The 18,504-nt window shown below is 60.7% G+C and carries 13 protein-coding genes; 5 read left to right on the top strand and 8 right to left on the bottom strand.

Going from position 1 to position 18,504, the window contains the following annotated elements:
• Position 1: 1 nt before the first annotated feature.
• The 3 genes from P3C29_RS12640 (at position 2) to aqpZ (ending at position 3,362) form a co-directional block, all read left to right on the top strand.
• The gene (locus P3C29_RS12640; protein ID WP_003210708.1) at positions 2 to 565 is read left to right on the top strand and encodes a peptidylprolyl isomerase A; all 564 of its coding nucleotides are present in this window, start codon (positions 2 to 4) and stop codon (positions 563 to 565) included.
• Between the two features lie 83 nt (positions 566 to 648).
• Positions 649 to 2,481 (top strand): ABC transporter ATP-binding protein, encoded by a 1,833-nt coding sequence (locus tag P3C29_RS12645; RefSeq protein WP_275964633.1) that lies wholly within the window; start codon positions 649 to 651, stop codon positions 2,479 to 2,481.
• 179 nt (positions 2,482 to 2,660) lie between these two features.
• Entirely contained in the window at positions 2,661 to 3,362 is a 702-nt protein-coding gene (gene aqpZ, locus P3C29_RS12650) for an aquaporin Z (protein WP_010176502.1), read from the top strand.
• A gap of 11 nt (positions 3,363 to 3,373) precedes the next feature.
• On the opposite strand, the gene P3C29_RS12655 is transcribed toward aqpZ, so the two are convergent.
• From P3C29_RS12655 to aceK, 7 genes are all read right to left on the bottom strand, one after another.
• Positions 3,374 to 4,498 carry a GNAT family N-acetyltransferase gene (locus P3C29_RS12655; RefSeq protein WP_275964634.1) on the bottom strand — a complete coding sequence of 375 codons (1,125 nt, stop codon included), beginning with the start codon at positions 4,496 to 4,498 and terminating at the stop codon, positions 3,374 to 3,376.
• Between the two features lie 169 nt (positions 4,499 to 4,667).
• Positions 4,668 to 6,002 carry an OprO/OprP family phosphate-selective porin gene (locus P3C29_RS12660; protein ID WP_201122096.1) on the bottom strand — a complete coding sequence of 445 codons (1,335 nt, stop codon included), beginning with the start codon at positions 6,000 to 6,002 and terminating at the stop codon, positions 4,668 to 4,670.
• Between the two features lie 339 nt (positions 6,003 to 6,341).
• The gene (locus P3C29_RS12665; protein WP_275964635.1) at positions 6,342 to 6,575 is read right to left on the bottom strand and encodes a zf-HC2 domain-containing protein; all 234 of its coding nucleotides are present in this window, start codon (positions 6,573 to 6,575) and stop codon (positions 6,342 to 6,344) included.
• Complete coding sequence (locus P3C29_RS12670; protein ID WP_010176505.1) at positions 6,569 to 7,183, bottom strand: RNA polymerase sigma factor; 615 nt, start codon at positions 7,181 to 7,183, stop codon at positions 6,569 to 6,571. Before P3C29_RS12670 ends, P3C29_RS12665 begins: the two co-directional genes overlap by 7 nt.
• 25 nt (positions 7,184 to 7,208) lie before the next feature.
• The gene (locus P3C29_RS12675; RefSeq protein WP_275964636.1) at positions 7,209 to 8,330 is read right to left on the bottom strand and encodes a beta-ketoacyl-ACP synthase III; all 1,122 of its coding nucleotides are present in this window, start codon (positions 8,328 to 8,330) and stop codon (positions 7,209 to 7,211) included.
• Positions 8,331 to 8,558: 228 nt separating this feature from the next.
• A complete protein-coding gene (gene hrpA, locus P3C29_RS12680; RefSeq protein WP_275964637.1) occupies positions 8,559 to 12,470 on the bottom strand; it encodes an ATP-dependent RNA helicase HrpA in 3,912 nt (1,303 codons plus the stop codon).
• A gap of 70 nt (positions 12,471 to 12,540) precedes the next feature.
• A complete protein-coding gene (aceK, locus tag P3C29_RS12685) occupies positions 12,541 to 14,262 on the bottom strand; it encodes a bifunctional isocitrate dehydrogenase kinase/phosphatase (RefSeq protein WP_275964638.1) in 1,722 nt (573 codons plus the stop codon).
• A gap of 413 nt (positions 14,263 to 14,675) precedes the next feature.
• Between aceK and P3C29_RS12690 the strand changes: the two genes are divergently transcribed.
• Both P3C29_RS12690 and P3C29_RS12695 read left to right on the top strand, forming a co-directional pair.
• The gene (locus tag P3C29_RS12690) at positions 14,676 to 16,301 is read left to right on the top strand and encodes a methyl-accepting chemotaxis protein (protein WP_201122090.1); all 1,626 of its coding nucleotides are present in this window, start codon (positions 14,676 to 14,678) and stop codon (positions 16,299 to 16,301) included.
• A 73-nt stretch (positions 16,302 to 16,374) separates the two neighbouring features.
• Positions 16,375 to 17,271, top strand: a complete 897-nt coding sequence (locus P3C29_RS12695) for a DMT family transporter (RefSeq protein ID WP_169387354.1) — start codon at positions 16,375 to 16,377, stop codon at positions 17,269 to 17,271.
• A gap of 30 nt (positions 17,272 to 17,301) precedes the next feature.
• Here P3C29_RS12695 and P3C29_RS12700 read toward each other — a convergent pair whose 3' ends face one another.
• Complete coding sequence (locus P3C29_RS12700) at positions 17,302 to 18,162, bottom strand: DMT family transporter (protein WP_010176511.1); 861 nt, start codon at positions 18,160 to 18,162, stop codon at positions 17,302 to 17,304.
• Positions 18,163 to 18,504: the final 342 nt, after the last annotated feature.

The raw sequence follows: 18,504 nt of genomic DNA on the forward strand, positions 1-18,504 counted from the left end.
CATGCTGAAAAAAATCGCCTTCTTTGCCGGTTCCGTACTGTTCGCTGCCAACCTGATGGCGGCCGAGCCCGCCAAGGCACCTCACGTATTGATCACCACCACCAATGGCGACATCGAAATCGAGCTGGACCCGGTCAAGGCCCCGATCAGCACCAAGAACTTCCTGGCCTATGTCGACAAGGGCTTCTACACCAACACCATTTTTCACCGGGTGATCCCGGGGTTCATGGTGCAGGGCGGAGGTTTTACCCAGCAAATGTCGCAAAAGCCGACCGAAGCACCGATCAAGAACGAAGCCAGCAACGGCCTGCATAACGTGCGCGGCACCCTGTCGATGGCGCGTACCAACGACCCGAACTCCGCCACCAGTCAATTCTTCATCAACGTTGCAGACAATGCCTTCCTCGACCCGGGCCGTGATGCCGGTTACGCGGTGTTCGCCAAAGTGGTCAAGGGCATGGATGTGGTCGACATCATCGTCAACTCGCAAACCACCACCAAACAAGGCATGCAGAACGTGCCAATCGATCCTGTCCTGATCAAGTCGGCCAAGCGCATCGACTGAAGGCTACAGGGAGTTTCGCGCGGTGCCCGCCAGGCACCGCGCGCATTTGAACAGGAGAGCCCGCCGCGCGGGCGTCAGACCTAATGCTCTATCGTCGTTTTGAACAACTGATCGACATCTTCCGCGACGCTCCCAGCGCGGCCCCTCCCGATAAAGTCCTGCCCTTCTACGTCTATTACCTGCGCCAGGTATGGCCGTGCTTTGCCGCCTTGCTGGTGGTGGGCCTGATCGGCGCGCTGATCGAAGTGGCGCTGTTCAGCTACCTGAGCCGCATCATCGATTTGGCCCAGGGCACGCCGCCCGCCAACTTCTTCCAGATTCACGCCAATGAGCTGATCTGGATGGCCGTGGTCGCCCTGCTGCTGCGCCCGATCTTCGGCGCCCTGCATGACCTGCTGGTGCACCAGACCATCAGCCCGGGCATGACCAGCCTGATCCGCTGGCAGAACCACAGCTATGTGCTCAAGCAGAGCCTGAACTTCTTCCAGAACGACTTCGCCGGGCGCATTGCCCAGCGCATCATGCAAACCGGCAACTCCCTGCGCGACTCCGCGGTGGCCGCCGTGGATGCGATCTGGCACGTGGCGATCTACGCCATCAGCGCCCTGGTGCTGTTCGCCGAAGCCGACTGGCGCCTGATGATCCCGCTGATCACCTGGATCATCGCCTACAGCCTGGCCCTGCGGTACTTCGTGCCACGGGTCAAGGACCGCTCGGTCATCTCATCCGAGGCCCGCTCCAAACTGATGGGGCGGATTGTCGACGGCTACACCAACATCACCACCTTGAAGCTGTTCGCTCACACGAATTTCGAGCAGAACTACGCCAAGGAAGCGATCGTCGAGCAGACCGAGAAAACCCAACTGGCCAGCCGTGTCGTGACCAGCATGGACATCGTGATCACCACCATGAACGGCCTGCTGATTGTCACCACCACCGGCCTTGCCCTGTGGCTGTGGACCCAATCCCTGATTTCGGTGGGCGCCATCGCCCTGGCCACTGGCCTGGTGATTCGTATCGTCAATATGTCCGGCTGGATCATGTGGGTGGTCAACGGCATTTTCGAAAACATCGGCATGGTGCAGGACGGCCTGAAAACCATCGCCCAACCGCTGGCAGTGACCGACCGGGAAAATGCCCCGCGCCTGGAAGTGCCCCATGGCGAGGTGCGTTTCGATCAGGTGGACTTCCACTACGGCAAGAAGAGCGGAATCATCAGCGGCCTGAACCTGGACATTAAACCGGGTGAAAAAATCGGCCTGATCGGGCCGTCCGGCGCGGGTAAATCCACCCTGGTCAATCTGCTGCTGCGCCTGTACGACCTGCAAGGCGGACGCATCCTGATCGACGACCAGAACATCGCCGAAGTCGCCCAGGAAACCCTGCGCGAACAGATCGGCATGATCACCCAGGACACTTCGTTGCTGCACCGCTCGATCCGCGACAACCTGTTGTACGGCAAGCCGGACGCCACCGATGAAGAGCTCTGGGCCGCCGTGCACAAGGCCCGCGCCGACGAGTTCATCCCGCTGCTGTCGGACGCCGAGGGCCGCACCGGCCTGGACGCGCACGTCGGCGAGCGCGGGGTCAAACTCTCCGGTGGGCAGCGCCAGCGCATCGCTATTGCGCGGGTACTGCTCAAGGACGCGCCCATCCTGATCATGGACGAAGCCACCTCGGCGCTGGACTCGGAAGTGGAAGCGGCGATCCAGGAAAGCCTGGAAACCCTGATGCAGGGCAAGACCGTGATCGCCATCGCGCACCGGCTTTCTACCATTGCCAGAATGGACAGGCTGGTGGTGCTGGAAAAAGGCCAGATTGCCGAAAGCGGCAGCCATGCCCAATTGCTCGAACACGGCGGCCTGTATGCGCGACTGTGGCAACACCAGACCGGCGGCTTCGTCGGAATAGGCTGATTCCGTTGGTTAACTGCACCCTCAATTCCGAACAATTCTGACAGTTTTCTCCATCTCACTGGTCTTGCGACACAATCCTGCTGTACTGCAATCAGGCCCCAGGAGGGCCCTGATTTAAGGCAGCAGGGATGCACCACAGACCCGTTAATCAGATAGAGAAATCTACTAAGGATGTGTTCATGTCACTGTTCAAACGTTCCGTTACGGAAGGACTGGGTACGTTTTGGCTGGTGTTGGGCGGCTGCGGGAGTGCGGTGTTGGCCGCAGCGTTCCCCAACGTCGGAATCGGTCTGCTCGGTGTGGCCCTGGCGTTCGGGCTCACGGTGCTGACCATGGCATTTGCCATCGGGCATATCAGCGGCTGTCACCTGAACCCGGCCGTTTCGGTGGGGCTGGTCGTGGGCGGAAGGTTTCCGGCCAGGGAGTTACCCGCCTACATCGTGTCCCAGGTGATCGGCGGCACCATCGCCGCCGCACTGCTGTACTTCATTGCCAGCGGCAAGCCAGGGTTCGAACTGGCCTCTGGCCTCGCCAGCAATGGCTATGGCGAGCATTCGCCCGGTGGTTATTCAATGGCGGCAGGGTTTGTGTGTGAGCTGGTGATGACCGCGATGTTCGTGCTGATCATCCTCGGCGCCACCGACCGCCGCGCTCCGGCAGGCCTGGCGCCGATCGCCATCGGCCTGGCACTGACGCTGATCCACCTGATCTCGATCCCGGTCACCAACACCTCGGTCAACCCGGCCCGCAGTACCGGCCCGGCGCTGATTGTCGGCGGTTGGGCGCTCCAGCAGCTGTGGCTGTTCTGGCTGGCGCCGATCCTCGGTGCGGTGATCGGCGGTGTCACTTATCGATGGCTGGGCAAGGAAGAAACCGCCTGAGCCCAACGGGTTCAGCCCTGCCGATAAGGCAGGGCTGTTCTCGCTTCTTCAGCGTACGCCAGGATTCCCACGCTTTCGCGCTCGAGGAAATCCGCTACCGCCGTCTTCAATCCCGGATGGCGCAAGTAATGCCAGGAGCGGGTAATCACCGGCTCAAACCCGCGAATCAACTTGTGCTCGCCCTGGGCGCCGGCGTCGAACCGCTGCAAACCGTGGGCAATCGCGTAGTCCATGCCTTGATAGAAACACGTCTCGAAATGCAGCCGGTCGAACTCCGCCAGGCAGCCCCAGTAACGACCATAAAAGCTGTCGCCGCCGATCAGGCTGAACGCCATGGCCACCGGCCGTGAGCCTTGCTTGGCCAGCACCACGCGAATCGCCTCGGGCATGCGCTCGGCCAGCAGGCTGAAAAACGCCCGGGTCAGGTAGGGCGATTGTCGACGCACAGCGTAGGTATTGGCGTAACAGGCGTAGACGAAATCCCACTGCGTTTCGCTCAGTTCATGGCCTTGCAACCACTCGAACTCAATCCCCTGCCCCGCCACCTGTTCGCGCTCCTTGCGCATCTGTTTGCGCTTGCGCGAACTCAAGGCATCGAGAAAGTCCTGGAAGTCGCGGTAACCGCGATTCTGCCAATGAAACTGGCAGCCCAGGCGTTGCAACCAACCCGGCTGTTGGGCCAGTGCGGTGTCTGCCAGCGTATCGGTAAAGTTGATATGGGCGCTGGAAAGACCTTCGATCTCCAGATAACCCGGCAGGCTCTTGAGCAATTCGAAACCGTCCTCAGCGCGAGCAGCCAGCAAGCGCGGTCCGCTGACCGGGCTGAAGGGCACTGCCGTGAGCAATTTCGGGTAGTAGTCGATACCGGCACGCTCACAGGCGTCGGCCCAACCATGGTCGAACACGTATTCGCCGTAAGAATGCCATTTGCGGTAGCTGGGCAACGCGGCAATCAGCCGGCCACCTTCGTAGTGCAGCAAATGCTCCGGCTGCCAGCCGGAGTGCGGGCCGATGCTGGCACTGTCTTCCAGGGCGCTGAGGAACGCATGGCGCAGAAACGGCTGATCTACGGGGACCAGCGCATTCCATTCATCGGGCGCAATCTCGGACAGGCTATTCAAACGTTGTAACGGCATCCCATTCCCCGACGGTGACCACAGGCAGACGTGGCGAGTATCGCAGTTCCGGTGGGCATTTGGGGTTATCCGCCCCATAAAAAAAGCCCCGCCAAGCGGCGGGGCAAACCAAATGAGGAGCGCTTTAACGGATGAAGAAAAAGCGCATTGGAGCGGTGTTACAGGTTGCTTAGAACACGTATTGCACGCGGGCTACGATGGCGTCGCCGCTGTCGTCGCCATTGGCGTTCTGGATCTTGTCAGTGCTGACCTTGAGGTAGTTGGCAGAGATCTTCACCGCTTCGTTGGCGTACCAGTTGACGCCGATGGTGTTCAGGCTGGCCTTGGCGTCGCCCACTTCACGGGTCGCGCTGTTACGCACAACGTTTTTGTCATCAACGCTGATGTTGTCGTAGCGGTAGAACACTTCCCACGCACCGAACTGCTTGTTCTCCGGCTTGATGGTGTCGAACTTGGCGCCGTCGAGTTTGTAGACGCGGGACTCGCCGGTCAGGGTGTAGGCGACCTGGCCGTAGAAGCCCGTGGCCTTCACGTCCTGATAAGCGCTGCTGTCGGCCTTCATCTTGCGGTTCAGGTATTCGGCCTGCAGGGACAATGGGCCGCGAGCGAAGGCAAACTCACCGCCGAACACCGTGTCGGTGTCGTAGGCGTCATTCGCGGTCAGGTTGCCGGAATCCAGCCCCACGCCACCGCCGAAGGTCGCACGGTTACCGTTGGCGCCGGCATCGTTGCCGCCGTTGGTGGCAACACCGCGAGCGTCCAGGCGAGGACGGATTCGCGAGTCGAACGAGGTGTCCTTCAGGTCACGCACCGCCACGTCCACACCCAGGTGCAAGACGTTGCCGCTGTCGTGCATCGGCGCAAACACGGCTCGGCCGTTGAACTGCTTCACGCCTTTGCCGTTCTTGTCGTTGATGTCTTTGGACGAAACGCTGGAGGACAGGTAGGCCATGTCGGCGACCACGGCGCTGACTTGCAGGCCCATGCCGTTTTCGTGGGAGTTGACCCAATCGGCGACTTCATAACCCAGGTTACGCTCGATGGCGGTGACCCACTTGGAGCTGGTGGCTTTTTCCAGGCCGAAGTCCTGGTCGAAGCGACCGGCGCGAATCACCACCGGCTTGAAGCCTACGTACGAGAAGGACGCTTCGTCGAAGTAGCCATCATCGGCGTTGCCGGAGTTGTGGGAGAAGTCGTAGTTGATCTGGTATTTCCAGTCCTTGTACACCGTGCCGCCCAATTCGAGGTAGGCGCGTCGGAAATACGTGGCGTCGGCCGAGTTGCCGTTTTTGGTGTAAAAGCCATCAAACGTGCCGTAATCGGCCTGCAAACGACCACCCAGCTTGAAGCTGAAATTCTGGTCGGTGGTTGCAACCTCAAGGCCGCCCTTGGTTTTGACAACGATATCGGCGCCGTCAGTTGTGACAGTACCAGCGAAAGCCTGGGCGGTGACAGCCAGGGCCAGGGCGCTGGCCGCGAAACCGGCGAAGTGCTTACGGATCATCGAAGAATTCCCCTAATTGATGGTCTTGTGCATTGGCAAAACACGCGGTTTAGAGCCGCTCGTGTTGGGGGGCGATCTTGGCGAGGGGATATTTCAGCCGGGTTGCTGGAACATAAAGATTTTGTTACTCAGGAACTTTTTAATAGCCATTCGAAATAAGCCAAAGCCCACGCAAATCAAGGCTCCAGCGCTTTAAAGTGGTAAAAATGTCAGATGTTGCAAAATGTAAAAACAGCCGAGAAAAGTGAAATATTTTTTATCCTGGTTATTTTTTGAGCAAAAAAAAGCCCGCATCCTTTATCGATGCGGGCTTCGTTTTTGTGTGAAAAGTGACGGGTACTACTGGTCGCGGGAGCGCTCGGCGGCCAGGCGTTCGGCCAACGCGTCGACATCAGCGATTGGCGGCTCGGGCAGGATCTTCAGCGTCGCCTGCATCAAGCGCATCTGCCGGATAAAACGCCGGCAGTTGGGGCAGAACATCAGGTGATGGCGCACCAACAGGCGCTCGCGAAAGGTCAATTGCCCATCGATATAGTCACTGGAGCGCGCCACTTGTTCCTTACAGGTCAACATTCGCCGGTTTCCTCAAAATGCTCCACCGTGGCGAAGACTTTAAGCCGTGCCCGATGCAGCAGCACACGAACATTGGAGAGCGATAGTGTCAGAAGATTACAAATCTCTTCCAATTCCAGGCCCTGACGTTCCCGCAGCAGCAATACGCTGCTCTGCAACTCGGAAAGACTCGCCAGCGTGTGCTCCAGGCATTCGCGCAGTTCGTCTTCGGTGAGCAACGCTTCAGGCGTGTCCTGGTGCCAGGCAAACGGTGCGACGGCCCAGTGGCCATCATCGGGCACAAAGCGATCATCACCGATGGTGCCGTGGGGCGACGGCAAGTCATCGAGCAGCACTTCCCGGCGATTTTGCTTGTAGCGGCCCTTTGCCGAATTGGCCGTGATGGTCAGCAGCCAGGTCTTGAGGCTGGAGCGCCCCTCGAACTTCGCCAGGTTACGTACCACCGAGAGCCAGGCGTCCTGCACCACCTCATCGGCATGACGCTGGCCGACGATGGCATAGGCCACGGCGCGCATGGCGCTCTGGTAGGTGGTGACCATTTCCTTATAGGCCCGCTGCTCGCCCTTGAGCAATCGTTCAAGCAGGTGCGCGTCGTCCGCTGCTGCCATTCAAGACCTCGATTTCAAAACATGATCAGCGTTTGCGCAGGATCACGCTACCAATCGAATAACCCGCGCCAAACGAGCTGAGCACCGCCACGGCGCCCTTGGGCAGGTCGTCCTGGTAGGTGTGAAACGCAATCACCGAGCCCGCCGAGCTGGTGTTGGCGTAAGTATCGAGGATCACCGGCGCTTCTTCCACCGAAGCCTCGCGGCCCAGCAGTTTCTTGACGATCAGGTGGTTCATGCTGAGGTTGGCCTGATGCAGCCAGAAGCGCTTCACATCCCCCACATTCAGCTGGTTTTCCGTCAGGTGCTTGCCAATCAACTCGGCGACCATCGGGCAGACATCACGGAAGACTTTGCGGCCTTCCTGCACGAACAGCTTGTCTGGGCCACCGATGCCCTCTTCCGCCGCGCGGTTGAGGAAGCCGAAATTATTGCGGATGTTGTTGGAGAACTTGGTCAGCAGCTTGGTGCTCACCACGTCGAACTGATGCTCGGACGTGGCGAGGTCAGCGCGCTCCAGAATCACAGCGGTGGCCGCGTCGCCGAAGATGAAGTGGCTGTCACGGTCGCGGAAGTTCAGGTGGCCGGTGCAGATCTCCGGGTTGACCATCAGGATCGCCCGGGCTTGGCCCAACTGGATGCTGTTGGCAGCGTTCTGGATGCCGAAAGTCGCCGAGGAGCAGGCCACGTTCATGTCAAAGCCAAAACCCTGGATGCCCAGCGCTTCCTGGACTTCGATGGCAATCGCCGGGTACGCCCGCTGCAGGTTGGAACAGGCGACGATCACGCCATCGATGTCGGCGGCGGTCCTGCCGGCGCGCTGCAAGGCTTGCTCGGCAGCACTGACGGCCATCTGGCAGAGAATCGACCACTCGTCGTTGGAGCGCTCGGGCAGGCGGGGCGCCATGCGCTGCGGGTCGAGAATGCCGGCCTTGTCCATGACAAAGCGGCTCTTGATGCCCGAGGCCTTTTCGATAAACGCGGCGCTGGATTCGGTCAGGGCCTGCACGTCACCCCGTTCGATGGCGGCGGCGTTATCCAGGTTGAACTGTTGCACGTAAGCATTGAAAGACTGCACCAGCTCTTCGTTGGAGATGCTGTTGGCCGGGGTATACAGGCCTGTGCCGCTGATGACGACGTTATGCACGGTCGTTCCTCTAAATCTGTTCAGGCAGAAGGGTATTGGTACCGTCGTACCAAACCGTAAGTAGTTTTATGCCGCCCAGCGGCCTTCAAACTGGAAACGCTTTATTCCATCGCGCCACGGCTGCACCAGCCCAACTCGACGATCCCGGCATTTATAACCGCGAAGTTTGCCATAAAGCCCGGGATTTGGCGCCATTTGCTCGACAGGCGCCTGTCCCGGGGATTGTGGTCACGCTTCGACCAGGCTCCATTGCTTGCTCAAACGCTTGTCGGAAATCGGCACCTTGGTACCCAATTGCTGGGCAAACAACGACACCCGATATTCCTCCAACCACCAGCGATACAGCTCCAGTTGAGGGTCGCGCTTGCCTTCCTGGGCGTGTTTGTTCAGGCGGTTCTGATACTGGCTCCACAGGCCGCCCAGTTCGGTACTCCAGACCCGGTCCTTCTGCACCTGGCTCGGCAATTTCTCCAGGCGCAGCTCGATGGCCTTGAGGAAACGCGGCAGCTCCTTGAACCACTGAGCCGGGGTTTCCCGCACAAAACCGGGATACACCAGGTTGCTCAGTTGCTGCTTGATGTCATTGAGAGCCACGGCCTGGGCCAGGTCAATCTTGCCTTTGAAGCGTTTTTGCAAGCCATGCCACAGTTTCAGGATCTCGAGGGTCAAGCGCGCCTGACGCTCGGCATGCTCGGTCCAACTGCCGCGCTTGCGCTCGGCCAGGGCCGCCAGGCCGGCGCCGTCACGCGGCAGGCTGGCTTCGCCTTCCAGCACGCAGCTGTCGAGGCTGGCCAACAGGATGTCTTCCACCAGGGCTTCAATACGCCCCAGCTCGCGGTACATCAGCCCCAGTTCGGTCAGGCCGGGCAACTTGCCCCGCAGGAATTTCGCCGGTTCGGCCAATTGCTGCAACAACAGGCGCTGCAAGGCCCGGCGGTGCTGGAACTCGGCCTCGGCGGCAGTGGAGAAACGCCCCTCTTTCACCGTGCCACTTTCTTCCACCAATGCCGGATAAACCGTCATCGACAGCCCGGCGATGTTTTGCTGGGTTTTCTCGGCCACCGCCGCGAACACCTTGGCCTCTACCGGCTGCTGGCTCTTCGCAGTCTGCGGCACGGCCAACGCGGCCTGGCTGGCTTCGGCGAAACGGGCGGTCAGCTCGGCCAGGTCGCGGCCTTCGCCAAGGAACTTGCCCTGGCCGTCGACCACTTCCAGGTTCATCTTCAGGTGGCTTTCCACCTGCTGCGCGGCCTCGGCCCAGGCTTCATCGCTGACCCGTGCCCCGGTCATGCGCAACAATTCACGCCCCAATGCCTGGGGCAACGAACCTTGGCCGAACTCGATACGCTGCAACGCCGCCTTGACGAAGTCCGGCACCGGCACGAAGTTCTTGCGCAGGGCCTTGGGCAAGTTGCGCACCAGGGCAATGCACTTGGCCTCGATCACACCCGGCACCAGCCACTCCAGGCGCTCGGGCGGCAGCGCCGGCAACAGCGGTGCCGGCACGCGCAGGGTCACGCCGTCCCGGGGATGGTTGGGCTCGAAGTGGTAACTCAAGGCCAGGGCCAGGTCGCCCAGGTGCAAGGTGTCGGGGTAATGGGCGGCGGTGACTTCACTGGCCTCCCGGGCCAGCACGTCTTCTTCGCGCATGATCAACAGTTGCGGGTCTTTCTGGCTGTTGACCTTGTACCAACTGTCGAACGTCGCCGTCTGGTGGATCTCGGCGGGCAGGCGCGCATCGTAGAAGGCGTACAGGGTTTCTTCGTCCGCCAGGATGTCGCGGCGGCGAGCCTTGGCTTCCAGCTCATCGAGCTGCTCCAGCAGTTGCTGGTTGGCCGTCAGGCACCGGGCGCGGGACTGAATTTCGCCCCGCACCAGGCCTTCACGGATAAACAGCTCGCGGGACGTCACCGGGTCAATCGGCCCGTAATGCACTGGCCGGCGACCGACGATAATCAACCCGAACAGGGTGATCTGCTCAAACGCCACCACCTGGCCGCGCTTCTTCTCCCAATGGGGTTCGAAGTGGTTTTTCTTGATCAGGTGCCCGGCCAACGGCTCGATCCAGTCGGCGTCGATCTTGGCCACCATCCGCGCATACAGCTTGGTGGTTTCCACCAGCTCGGCGGTCATCAGCCATTGCGGGCGCTTCTTGCCGATGCCCGACGAAGGGTGAATCCAGAAACGCCGCTGACGCGCGCCGAGGTAATCGCCCTCTTCGGTTTTCTGGCCAATCTGGCTGAGCAGGCCGGACAACACCGCCTTGTGCAGTTTCGGGAAGTCCGCCGGTTCTTTGTTGACGGTCAGCTGCATGTCGCGGCAGATCAGGCTCAACTGGCGGTGGGAATCACGCCACTCCCGCAGGCGCAGGTAATTCAGGAAATTCTTGCGACACCAGTTGCGCAGCGGGCTGGCGGTCAATGCCTGGCGCTGTTCTTCAAAACCGCGCCACAGGTTGACCAGCCCGGCGAAGTCCGAATCCGCGTCCTTCCATTGTGCGTGGGCCTGGTCGGCGGCTTGCTGGCGTTCCGGCGGGCGCTCGCGCGGGTCCTGGATCGACATGGCGCTGGCGACGATCAGTACTTCCTGCAAACTGCCAAGCTTGGCGGCCTCCAGCAGCATGCGGCCCATGCGCGGGTCCACCGGCAAGCGTGCCAACTGGCGGCCCAGCGGCGTCAGTTGGCTGTTGCGATCGACTGCCGACAATTCTTGCAGCAGGTTGAAACCGTCGCTGATCGCCTTGCCATCCGGCGGCTCGATAAACGGGAAGTCGGTGATTTCCCCCAGACGCAGGTGCAGCATCTGCAGGATCACGGCCGCGAGGTTGGTACGAAGAATCTCGGGGTCGGTAAATTCCGGGCGCCCGATAAAGTCTTCTTCGCTGAACAGGCGCACGCAAATCCCCGGCTCGACGCGCCCGCACCGGCCTTTACGCTGGTTGGCGCTGGCCTGGGAAATCGCCTCGATCGGCAAGCGCTGGACCTTGGCGCGGTAGCTGTAGCGGCTGATACGCGCGGTGCCGCTGTCGATCACATAACGAATGCCCGGCACGGTCAGCGAGGTTTCCGCGACGTTGGTCGCCAGCACCACACGACGGCCAGGGTGGGACTGGAAAATCCGCTGCTGCTCGGCCGGTGACAGGCGCGCATACAGCGGCAGGATTTCAGTGTGCTTGAGCTGGGCCTTGCGCAGCATGTCGGCCGCATCGCGAATCTCGCGCTCGCCGGGCAGGAACACCAGCACATCGCCGGGGCTCTTGCGCTCGCTGCGCTCGAAGGCGGCGATTTCATCGAGGGTGGCAAGAATCGCCTGGTCGACGGTCAGGTCGTCCTCGACGCGGTTGCCCTCCTCGTCCTGCTCCAGGGTCAGCGGGCGGTACCAGGTTTCCACCGGGAACGTGCGGCCCGACACCTCGACAATCGGCGCATCGTCGAAGTGCTTGGAAAAGCGCTCCAGGTCGATGGTGGCCGAGGTGATGATGACCTTGAGGTCCGGGCGACGCGGCAGCAGGGTTTTCAGGTAGCCCAGCAGGAAGTCGATGTTCAGGCTGCGTTCGTGGGCTTCGTCGACGATGATCGTGTCGTAGCGTTCGAGGTAGCGGTCGTTCTGGGTTTCGGCCAGCAGGATGCCGTCGGTCATCAGCTTGATCAGGGTGTTGGAATCGCTCTGGTCCTCAAACCGCACCTGATAGCCCACCAGCGCTCCCAGCGGTGTCGCCAATTCTTCCGCGACCCGGCTGGCCACGCTGCGTGCCGCAATCCGCCGTGGCTGGGTGTGGCCGATCAAGCCGTATTGGCCACGGCCGATTTCCAGGCAGATTTTCGGCAACTGCGTGGTTTTACCCGAACCGGTCTCACCGGCAATGATCAACACCTGATGCTTGAGCAGCGCCTCTTTGATCTCGTCGCGCTTGGCAGCGATCGGCAGGCTGTCGTCGTAGCGAATCACCGGCAGGCTGGCGCGCCGCGCCGTCACCTGGGCGCAGGAGGCCTGCATCCGCGTCACCCACTGCGCAAGTTTTTCCTCATCGGGTTTCTTGCGCAGCTCAAGCAGCTGCCGCCGCAAGCGGTGGCGGTCGGCGAGCATGGCGTGATCGAGGTTTTTCAGCAGTTGGTCGATAGCGGGCGCTTGGTCAGTCATCAGGTACGCAAAGGTCGTCTATTTATGCAGGGGGCGGATTGTCGCAGAAAAGCGCCGCCACGCGCTCCCCTCATTCGTTGTCCAGGCCCTTGCGCCGGTAGGGAAACACATCAATCACCTTGCCGGCGCGAATCGCCTCTTGCAGGCCTTTCCAATAGTCGGCGTTGTACAACTCGCCATGCAGTTCATCGAATAGCCTGCGCTGGCCGGAATCGGCAAACAGGAACGGTGGGAATTCCTCCGGGAACACATCCAGCGGGCCGATGGAATACCAAGGCTCGGAAGCCATTTCATCTTCCGGCGTACGTGGCGCCGGGATATGGCGGAAGTTGGCCTCGGTCAGGAAGCAGATTTCGTCGTAGTCGTAGAACACCACGCGACCGTGACGGGTGACGCCAAAATTCTTCAGCAGCATGTCGCCGGGGAAAATATTCGCCGCGGCCAGCTGTTTAATCGCCAGGCCGTAGTCTTCCAGGGCTTCGCGCACCTGGGCTTCGTTGGCGTTTTCCAGGTAGAGGTTGAGCGGGGTCATGCGCCGTTCGGTCCAGCAGTGGCGAATCAGCACCGTGTCGCCCTCCACCTCGACGGTACCGGCGGCGACTTCAAGCAACTCGGCCAGGCACTCGGGCTCGAACTTGCTCAACGGAAAGCGGAAGTCGGCGAACTCCTGGGTGTCGGCCATGCGCCCGACCCGGTCGACACTTTTCACCAGCCGGTACTTCTCGATCACGGTGGCGCGGTTGACGTTTTTCGAGGGCGAAAACCGGTCCTTGATGATCTTGAACACGGTGTTGAAGCCCGGCAGGGTAAACACGCTCATGACCATGCCGCGCACGCCCGGGGCCATGATGAACTGGTCATCGGTGGTGGCGAGGTGGTTGATCAGCGCCCGGTAGAACTCGGATTTGCCGTGTTTGTAGAAGCCGATGGAGGTGTACAACTCGGCGATGTGCTTGCCCGGCAGGATGCGCTTGAGGAAGCCGATAAACTCGGCCGGAACCGGCACGTCCACCATGAAATAGGAACGGGTGAACGAGAAGATGATCGACACATCGGCCTCGTCGGTGATCAGCGCGTCGATCTGGATGCCGCGTCCTTCCCGGTGCAACAGCGGGATGACCAGCGGCCATTGCTCATCGCGGGTGTAGATACGCCCTACGAGGTACGCGCCTTTGTTGCGGTACAGCACCGAGGAAAACAGTTCGACGTTGAGGTCCGGGTCCTTGCAGACCCAGTCCGGCAGGTTTTCGCGCAATTGCGCTTCCAGCCGGCGCAGGTCGGCGGGCAAGTCGGCGTAGGGTTCACTGAAGCGATAGTCGGCAAAAACCTGCTCCAGCATGCCCGCCAGTTTGCCGGCCGGCTTATAGGTGCGGGTTTGCGCCGCCCGGGCACGGCGCAGGCTGGGCCGGGTGGTGTGGATAAACATGCAGCCATCGCTGATCAGGTCATGGCTGAACAGGCCGCAAAACGTCGAGTTGTACCAGGTCTCGGACAGCTCATCGTCAAACCGCAGGTCGATCAGGCTGATGTAGGCGCTTTTCACCAGCGGCCACACTGAAATGTCGAGCAATACGGCCTCATCGAAGGCCGCCCGCAGCCGCGCCGTGACCTCACTGACCTTGTCTTCATACAGGTTGATGCGCGCAGCCGAAGCCGTCTGCCCTTGCTGCCACTGCGCCTTTTCGAAGCGCTCCCGGGCGCCATCGGTGATCTGGCGGAAGTGCTCGCGGTAGTCGTCGAAGCCGTCGAGGATCATCTGCGCAATGTCGAGCGCTGGCGTTTGCTGCGGCATTTGGGAAACCTCTGCGGGCATTTGGAATGAGCTGAGCTTAGCCAGTGTGCAGGAACAGGAGAAGGGTCATTTTTCGTTCACCCTTGTACAGCTTTGTTCACTTTGTACATTTATTTTCAATTTTAATAGTTCGACCATTCGGTCAATAAAAACACCTGCAAGTCATCCCCGCCTCATTCAGCGCTCGAGCTGAAGGCCTTTAACCACGGGCCTGACCCGGGTTTCCTCGGGAAAATCCGAGTCTTTGCTCTACCGCAACGGGCCTCTCCCCTTCTCTGCGCATTGGATCCAACGTAAGGGAAACCCTGATTACAAGAGTGATGGCTCTTTGCTATATAGCGCGCCCTTTCCCACCCTAACAAGGTCAGAAGACCGATCCGGGAACAGGTTCTAATCGCCCAAGGAGCATTGAGATGTCATTGAGGAATATGCGGATCGGTCTGCGTGCCAGTCTGAGTTTTGGGGTTTTGGCCAGTCTTTTGATTGTGGTCGGCCTGTTTGGCCTGGGCCAGATGGCCAAGCTGCGGGAAAGCGCGCTGATCATCGAAGAATCGTGGATGCCGAGTATCGAGAACATTCACGACAGCGCCGCCTATGTCGCCAGCATCCGCCTGGAAGCGTTGCGCTTGCTGACCACCGACGAGTCCAGAGTGCGGGACAACAGCAAAAACCTGATCACCCGCCAGCGCGCTGACCTTGAAGAATTGCTTAACCGCCACGAAGCCCTGCTGAGCAACGAGCAAGAACGCGACATGCTCAAGCAGTTGAAAGCCAACGTTGCGAGCTACATGACGATCGTCGCCCAGATGATTCAAATGGTCGACCAGGACCAACAGCAAAACGCCATGGACCTGCTCAACAGCCGCCTGGCACCTCAGGGCACGGTCCTCAATAAAAGCCTGGAAGACATGATCACCTTCAACCAGAAAGGTGTGGAGGACGCAGCAGAATCAGCGGCCCAGATGTACACCAGCGCCCAATGGGTAGTCGGCACCATTATCCTCACCGCCCTGCTGGCCACCTTGTTGCTGGCCTGGCTGCTGACCCGCAGCATCACCACGCCCATTGGCCAGGCACTGACGGTGGCCCGCACCATCGCGTCCGGAGACCTGAGCCGGCCGATCATCGTGGAAGGCAAGGATGAAGCGGCCCAGTTGCTCACCGCCCTGGCCACCATGCAGACCCACCTGCAGGACACCATCCGCGGCATCAGCGAATCCTCGCAGCAGTTGGCATCGGCGGCAGAAGAGATGAGCTCGGTGATGGAGCAGAGCACCCGTGGCCTGCAGGCGCAGAACGATGAGATCGAACAGGCGGCCACCGCCGTGACGCAGATGAGCGCGGCGGTCGATGAAGTGGCGGGCAATGCGGTGTCCAGCGCCGAAGCCTCAAAGGCCTCCGACGAAGACAGCAAACACGGCCACTACCAGATCAGCGAAACCATCAGCTCGATCCAGAACCTGGTGGACGAAGTGCTCGGCGCCTCGACCAAGGCCGAAGGCCTCGCGGTGCAGGCCCAGGACATCAGCAAGGTGCTGGAAGTGATTCGCGGGATTGCCGGGCAGACCAACCTGCTGGCGCTCAATGCCGCCATTGAGGCAGCCCGCGCAGGCGAGGCCGGTCGCGGTTTTGCCGTGGTGGCGGACGAAGTGCGCTCCCTGGCACAACGCACCCAGGACTCCACCGAAGAAATCGAGCAGATGATCAACGGTATCCAACAAGGCACCCAGGACACCGTCGGCGCCTTGAACAGCAGCGCCGAACACGCCGGCCAGACCTTGCAGCGGGCCAACAGCGCCGGCAGCGCACTGGAGAAAATCACCGCGGCGATCTCGCAGATCAGCCAGCGCAACCTGGTGATCGCCAGCGCCGCCGAGCAACAGGCCCTGGTGGCCCGTGAAGTGGACCGCAGCCTGGTGAACATTCGGGACCTGTCGACGCAAACCGCCGCCGGTGCCACCCAGACCTCGGCGGCCAGCCAGGAACTGTCGCGCTTGGCGGTGGACCTCAATGGTTTGGTGACCCGTTTCGTCCTGTAAAAACATGTATTAGCGATTGTGTCAGGCAGGTCGGTGGGCAACACTGCCGCCCTTATCAAACAGGAGTTTTCCCGTGAGACCTGTCGACACCCTGCACCTGTTGGTGCTGGCCGCTATCTGGGGCGCAAGCTTTCTGTTCATGCGGATTATCGCGCCGGAAATCGGCACCCTTCCTACGGCTTTTTTCCGGGTGTCGATTGCCGCCACCGGGCTGCTGGTGATCCTCGCCATGATGCGGGTGAGCTGGGATTTCCAGGGCAAGTTCAAGACGGTTCTGTTGCTGGGCGTGATCAATTCGGGTATTCCCGCGACTATGTATTCGGTGGCAGCCCAGGTGCTGCCGGCGGGTTACTCGGCGATCTTCAATGCCACGACGCCGTTGATGGGCGTGCTGATTGGCGGGCTGTTTTTCAGCGAGCGCCTCACACCGTCGAAAATCGCCGGGGTGTGCCTGGGTTTGTTCGGCGTTGGCATCCTGACCCGCGCAGGGCCGGTGGCGTTCGACATGGAGTTGCTGATGGGCGCGCTGGCGTGCCTGCTGGCGACCACCTGTTATGGCTTTGCCGGCTTTTTGGCACGGCGCTGGCTCGATCAACGGGGTGGCCTGGACAGTCGCCTGGCCGCCTTGGGCAGCATGCTCGGGGCCACGCTGTTTCTGCTGCCGCTGTTTGCCTGGAGTGCCATCAGCCATCCACCGGTCAGTTGGGGCGGTTGGCCTGTGTGGTTGTCGCTGCTGGGGCTGGGGCTGGTGTGCACAGCGTTTGCCTACATCCTGTACTTCCGTTTGCTGACGTCCATTGGCCCGGTGAAGTCGATGACCGTGACCTTCATGATTCCGCCGTTCGGGGTGTTGTGGGGCGCGTTGCTGCTGGATGAGCCGTTGTCGATGGCACATCTGTATGGCGGGTTGTTGATTGCGGGGGCGTTGTGGCTGGTGCTTCGGCCAGGGAAATTGGCCAGGAAGCTGTAGGAGCTTTTCGGCTCCTACAGCGTGGGTAGGTCAACCCTTACGAAACACAAAAGCCAGTCCGACAATGATCAACCCCATCCCCAGCAGGCTCAGCATTGCCAGCCGGTTGCCGAAGATCAGGTAGTCCATCACCGCCGTCACCGCGGGCACCAGGTAGAACAGGCTGGTGACATTCACCAGATTGCCCCGGGCGATCAGCCGGTACAGCAACAGCGTCGCCAGCAGTGACACCACCAGCCCCATCCACAGCACCGGTACGAAAAAGCCAGTGCTGTGTTCAAAGTGAAACGGCTGGAACGGCACAAACACCGAGCACAACACCAGGCCCGCCAGGTACTGCACCGGCAGTGTGCCCAACGGGTTATCGGTGATGCGCTTCTGCATGATCGAGCCGAAGGTCATGCTGGCCAGGGCCAGCAGGCCGAAGAGCATGCCCGCCAGGGACATACCGGACATACCGATGCCCTGATACACCACCATGATCAACCCCGCCAACCCCAGCGCCAGGCCGAACATCCGGCTCCAGGAGCGCTGACGCTCCATCAGCACCACGGTCAGGATCGGTTGCACGCCCATGATGGTCGCCATCATGCCCGGCGTCACTTTGAGGTCCAGCGCCAGCAGATAGAAAATCTGGTAAGCCCCCAACAGCACCAGGCCGGTGGCTGCCGCGTAGAGCATCGGCTTGCCGGGGCGCGGCAACTTCAACTTGAGGACCGGTACCAGAATCACCAGCCCCGCCAGGGCGATGGCAAAACGGATCAGCAGAAACGCAAAGGGAGACGCGTGGGCCAGGCCCCATTTGGAGAAAATCGCCCCGCTGCTCCACAGCAAGACAAACAGGCTCGTCGAGGCCGCCGCGGCCACGGATTGTTTCGAAAGAACAGACATGGATACCACCTGTGATCAGGCAAAAAGCCAACTCAGCAAACGCTGAAATTCAGTAGGTTTTTCAGGCGGGCACAGGGGAACAGCAATCAGCTGATCAGCCCGAAATGCCAACACCCGGCGGTGATACGACTGCGTACACCGGCGTGCTACTGACAGGTGGGGGGTAGTGACTGATCTGCGCAGGCTGCTGGCTCCCGCACGGCACGACCGCAGCGTTGACCGCTGAATCGACTACCGCTATGCGCAAGGAAGCTGGCATGTGCTGATCTTTTTTGAAGGGATGAATACGGTGTCTGAAAACACCGGTGGTCGACTATAACCAGCCGGGGACATGCTTTGCAA

Origin of the sequence: Pseudomonas sp. 1912-s, assembly GCF_029269205.1 — a bacterium.
Classification (GTDB): Bacteria; Pseudomonadota; Gammaproteobacteria; order Pseudomonadales; family Pseudomonadaceae; genus Aquipseudomonas.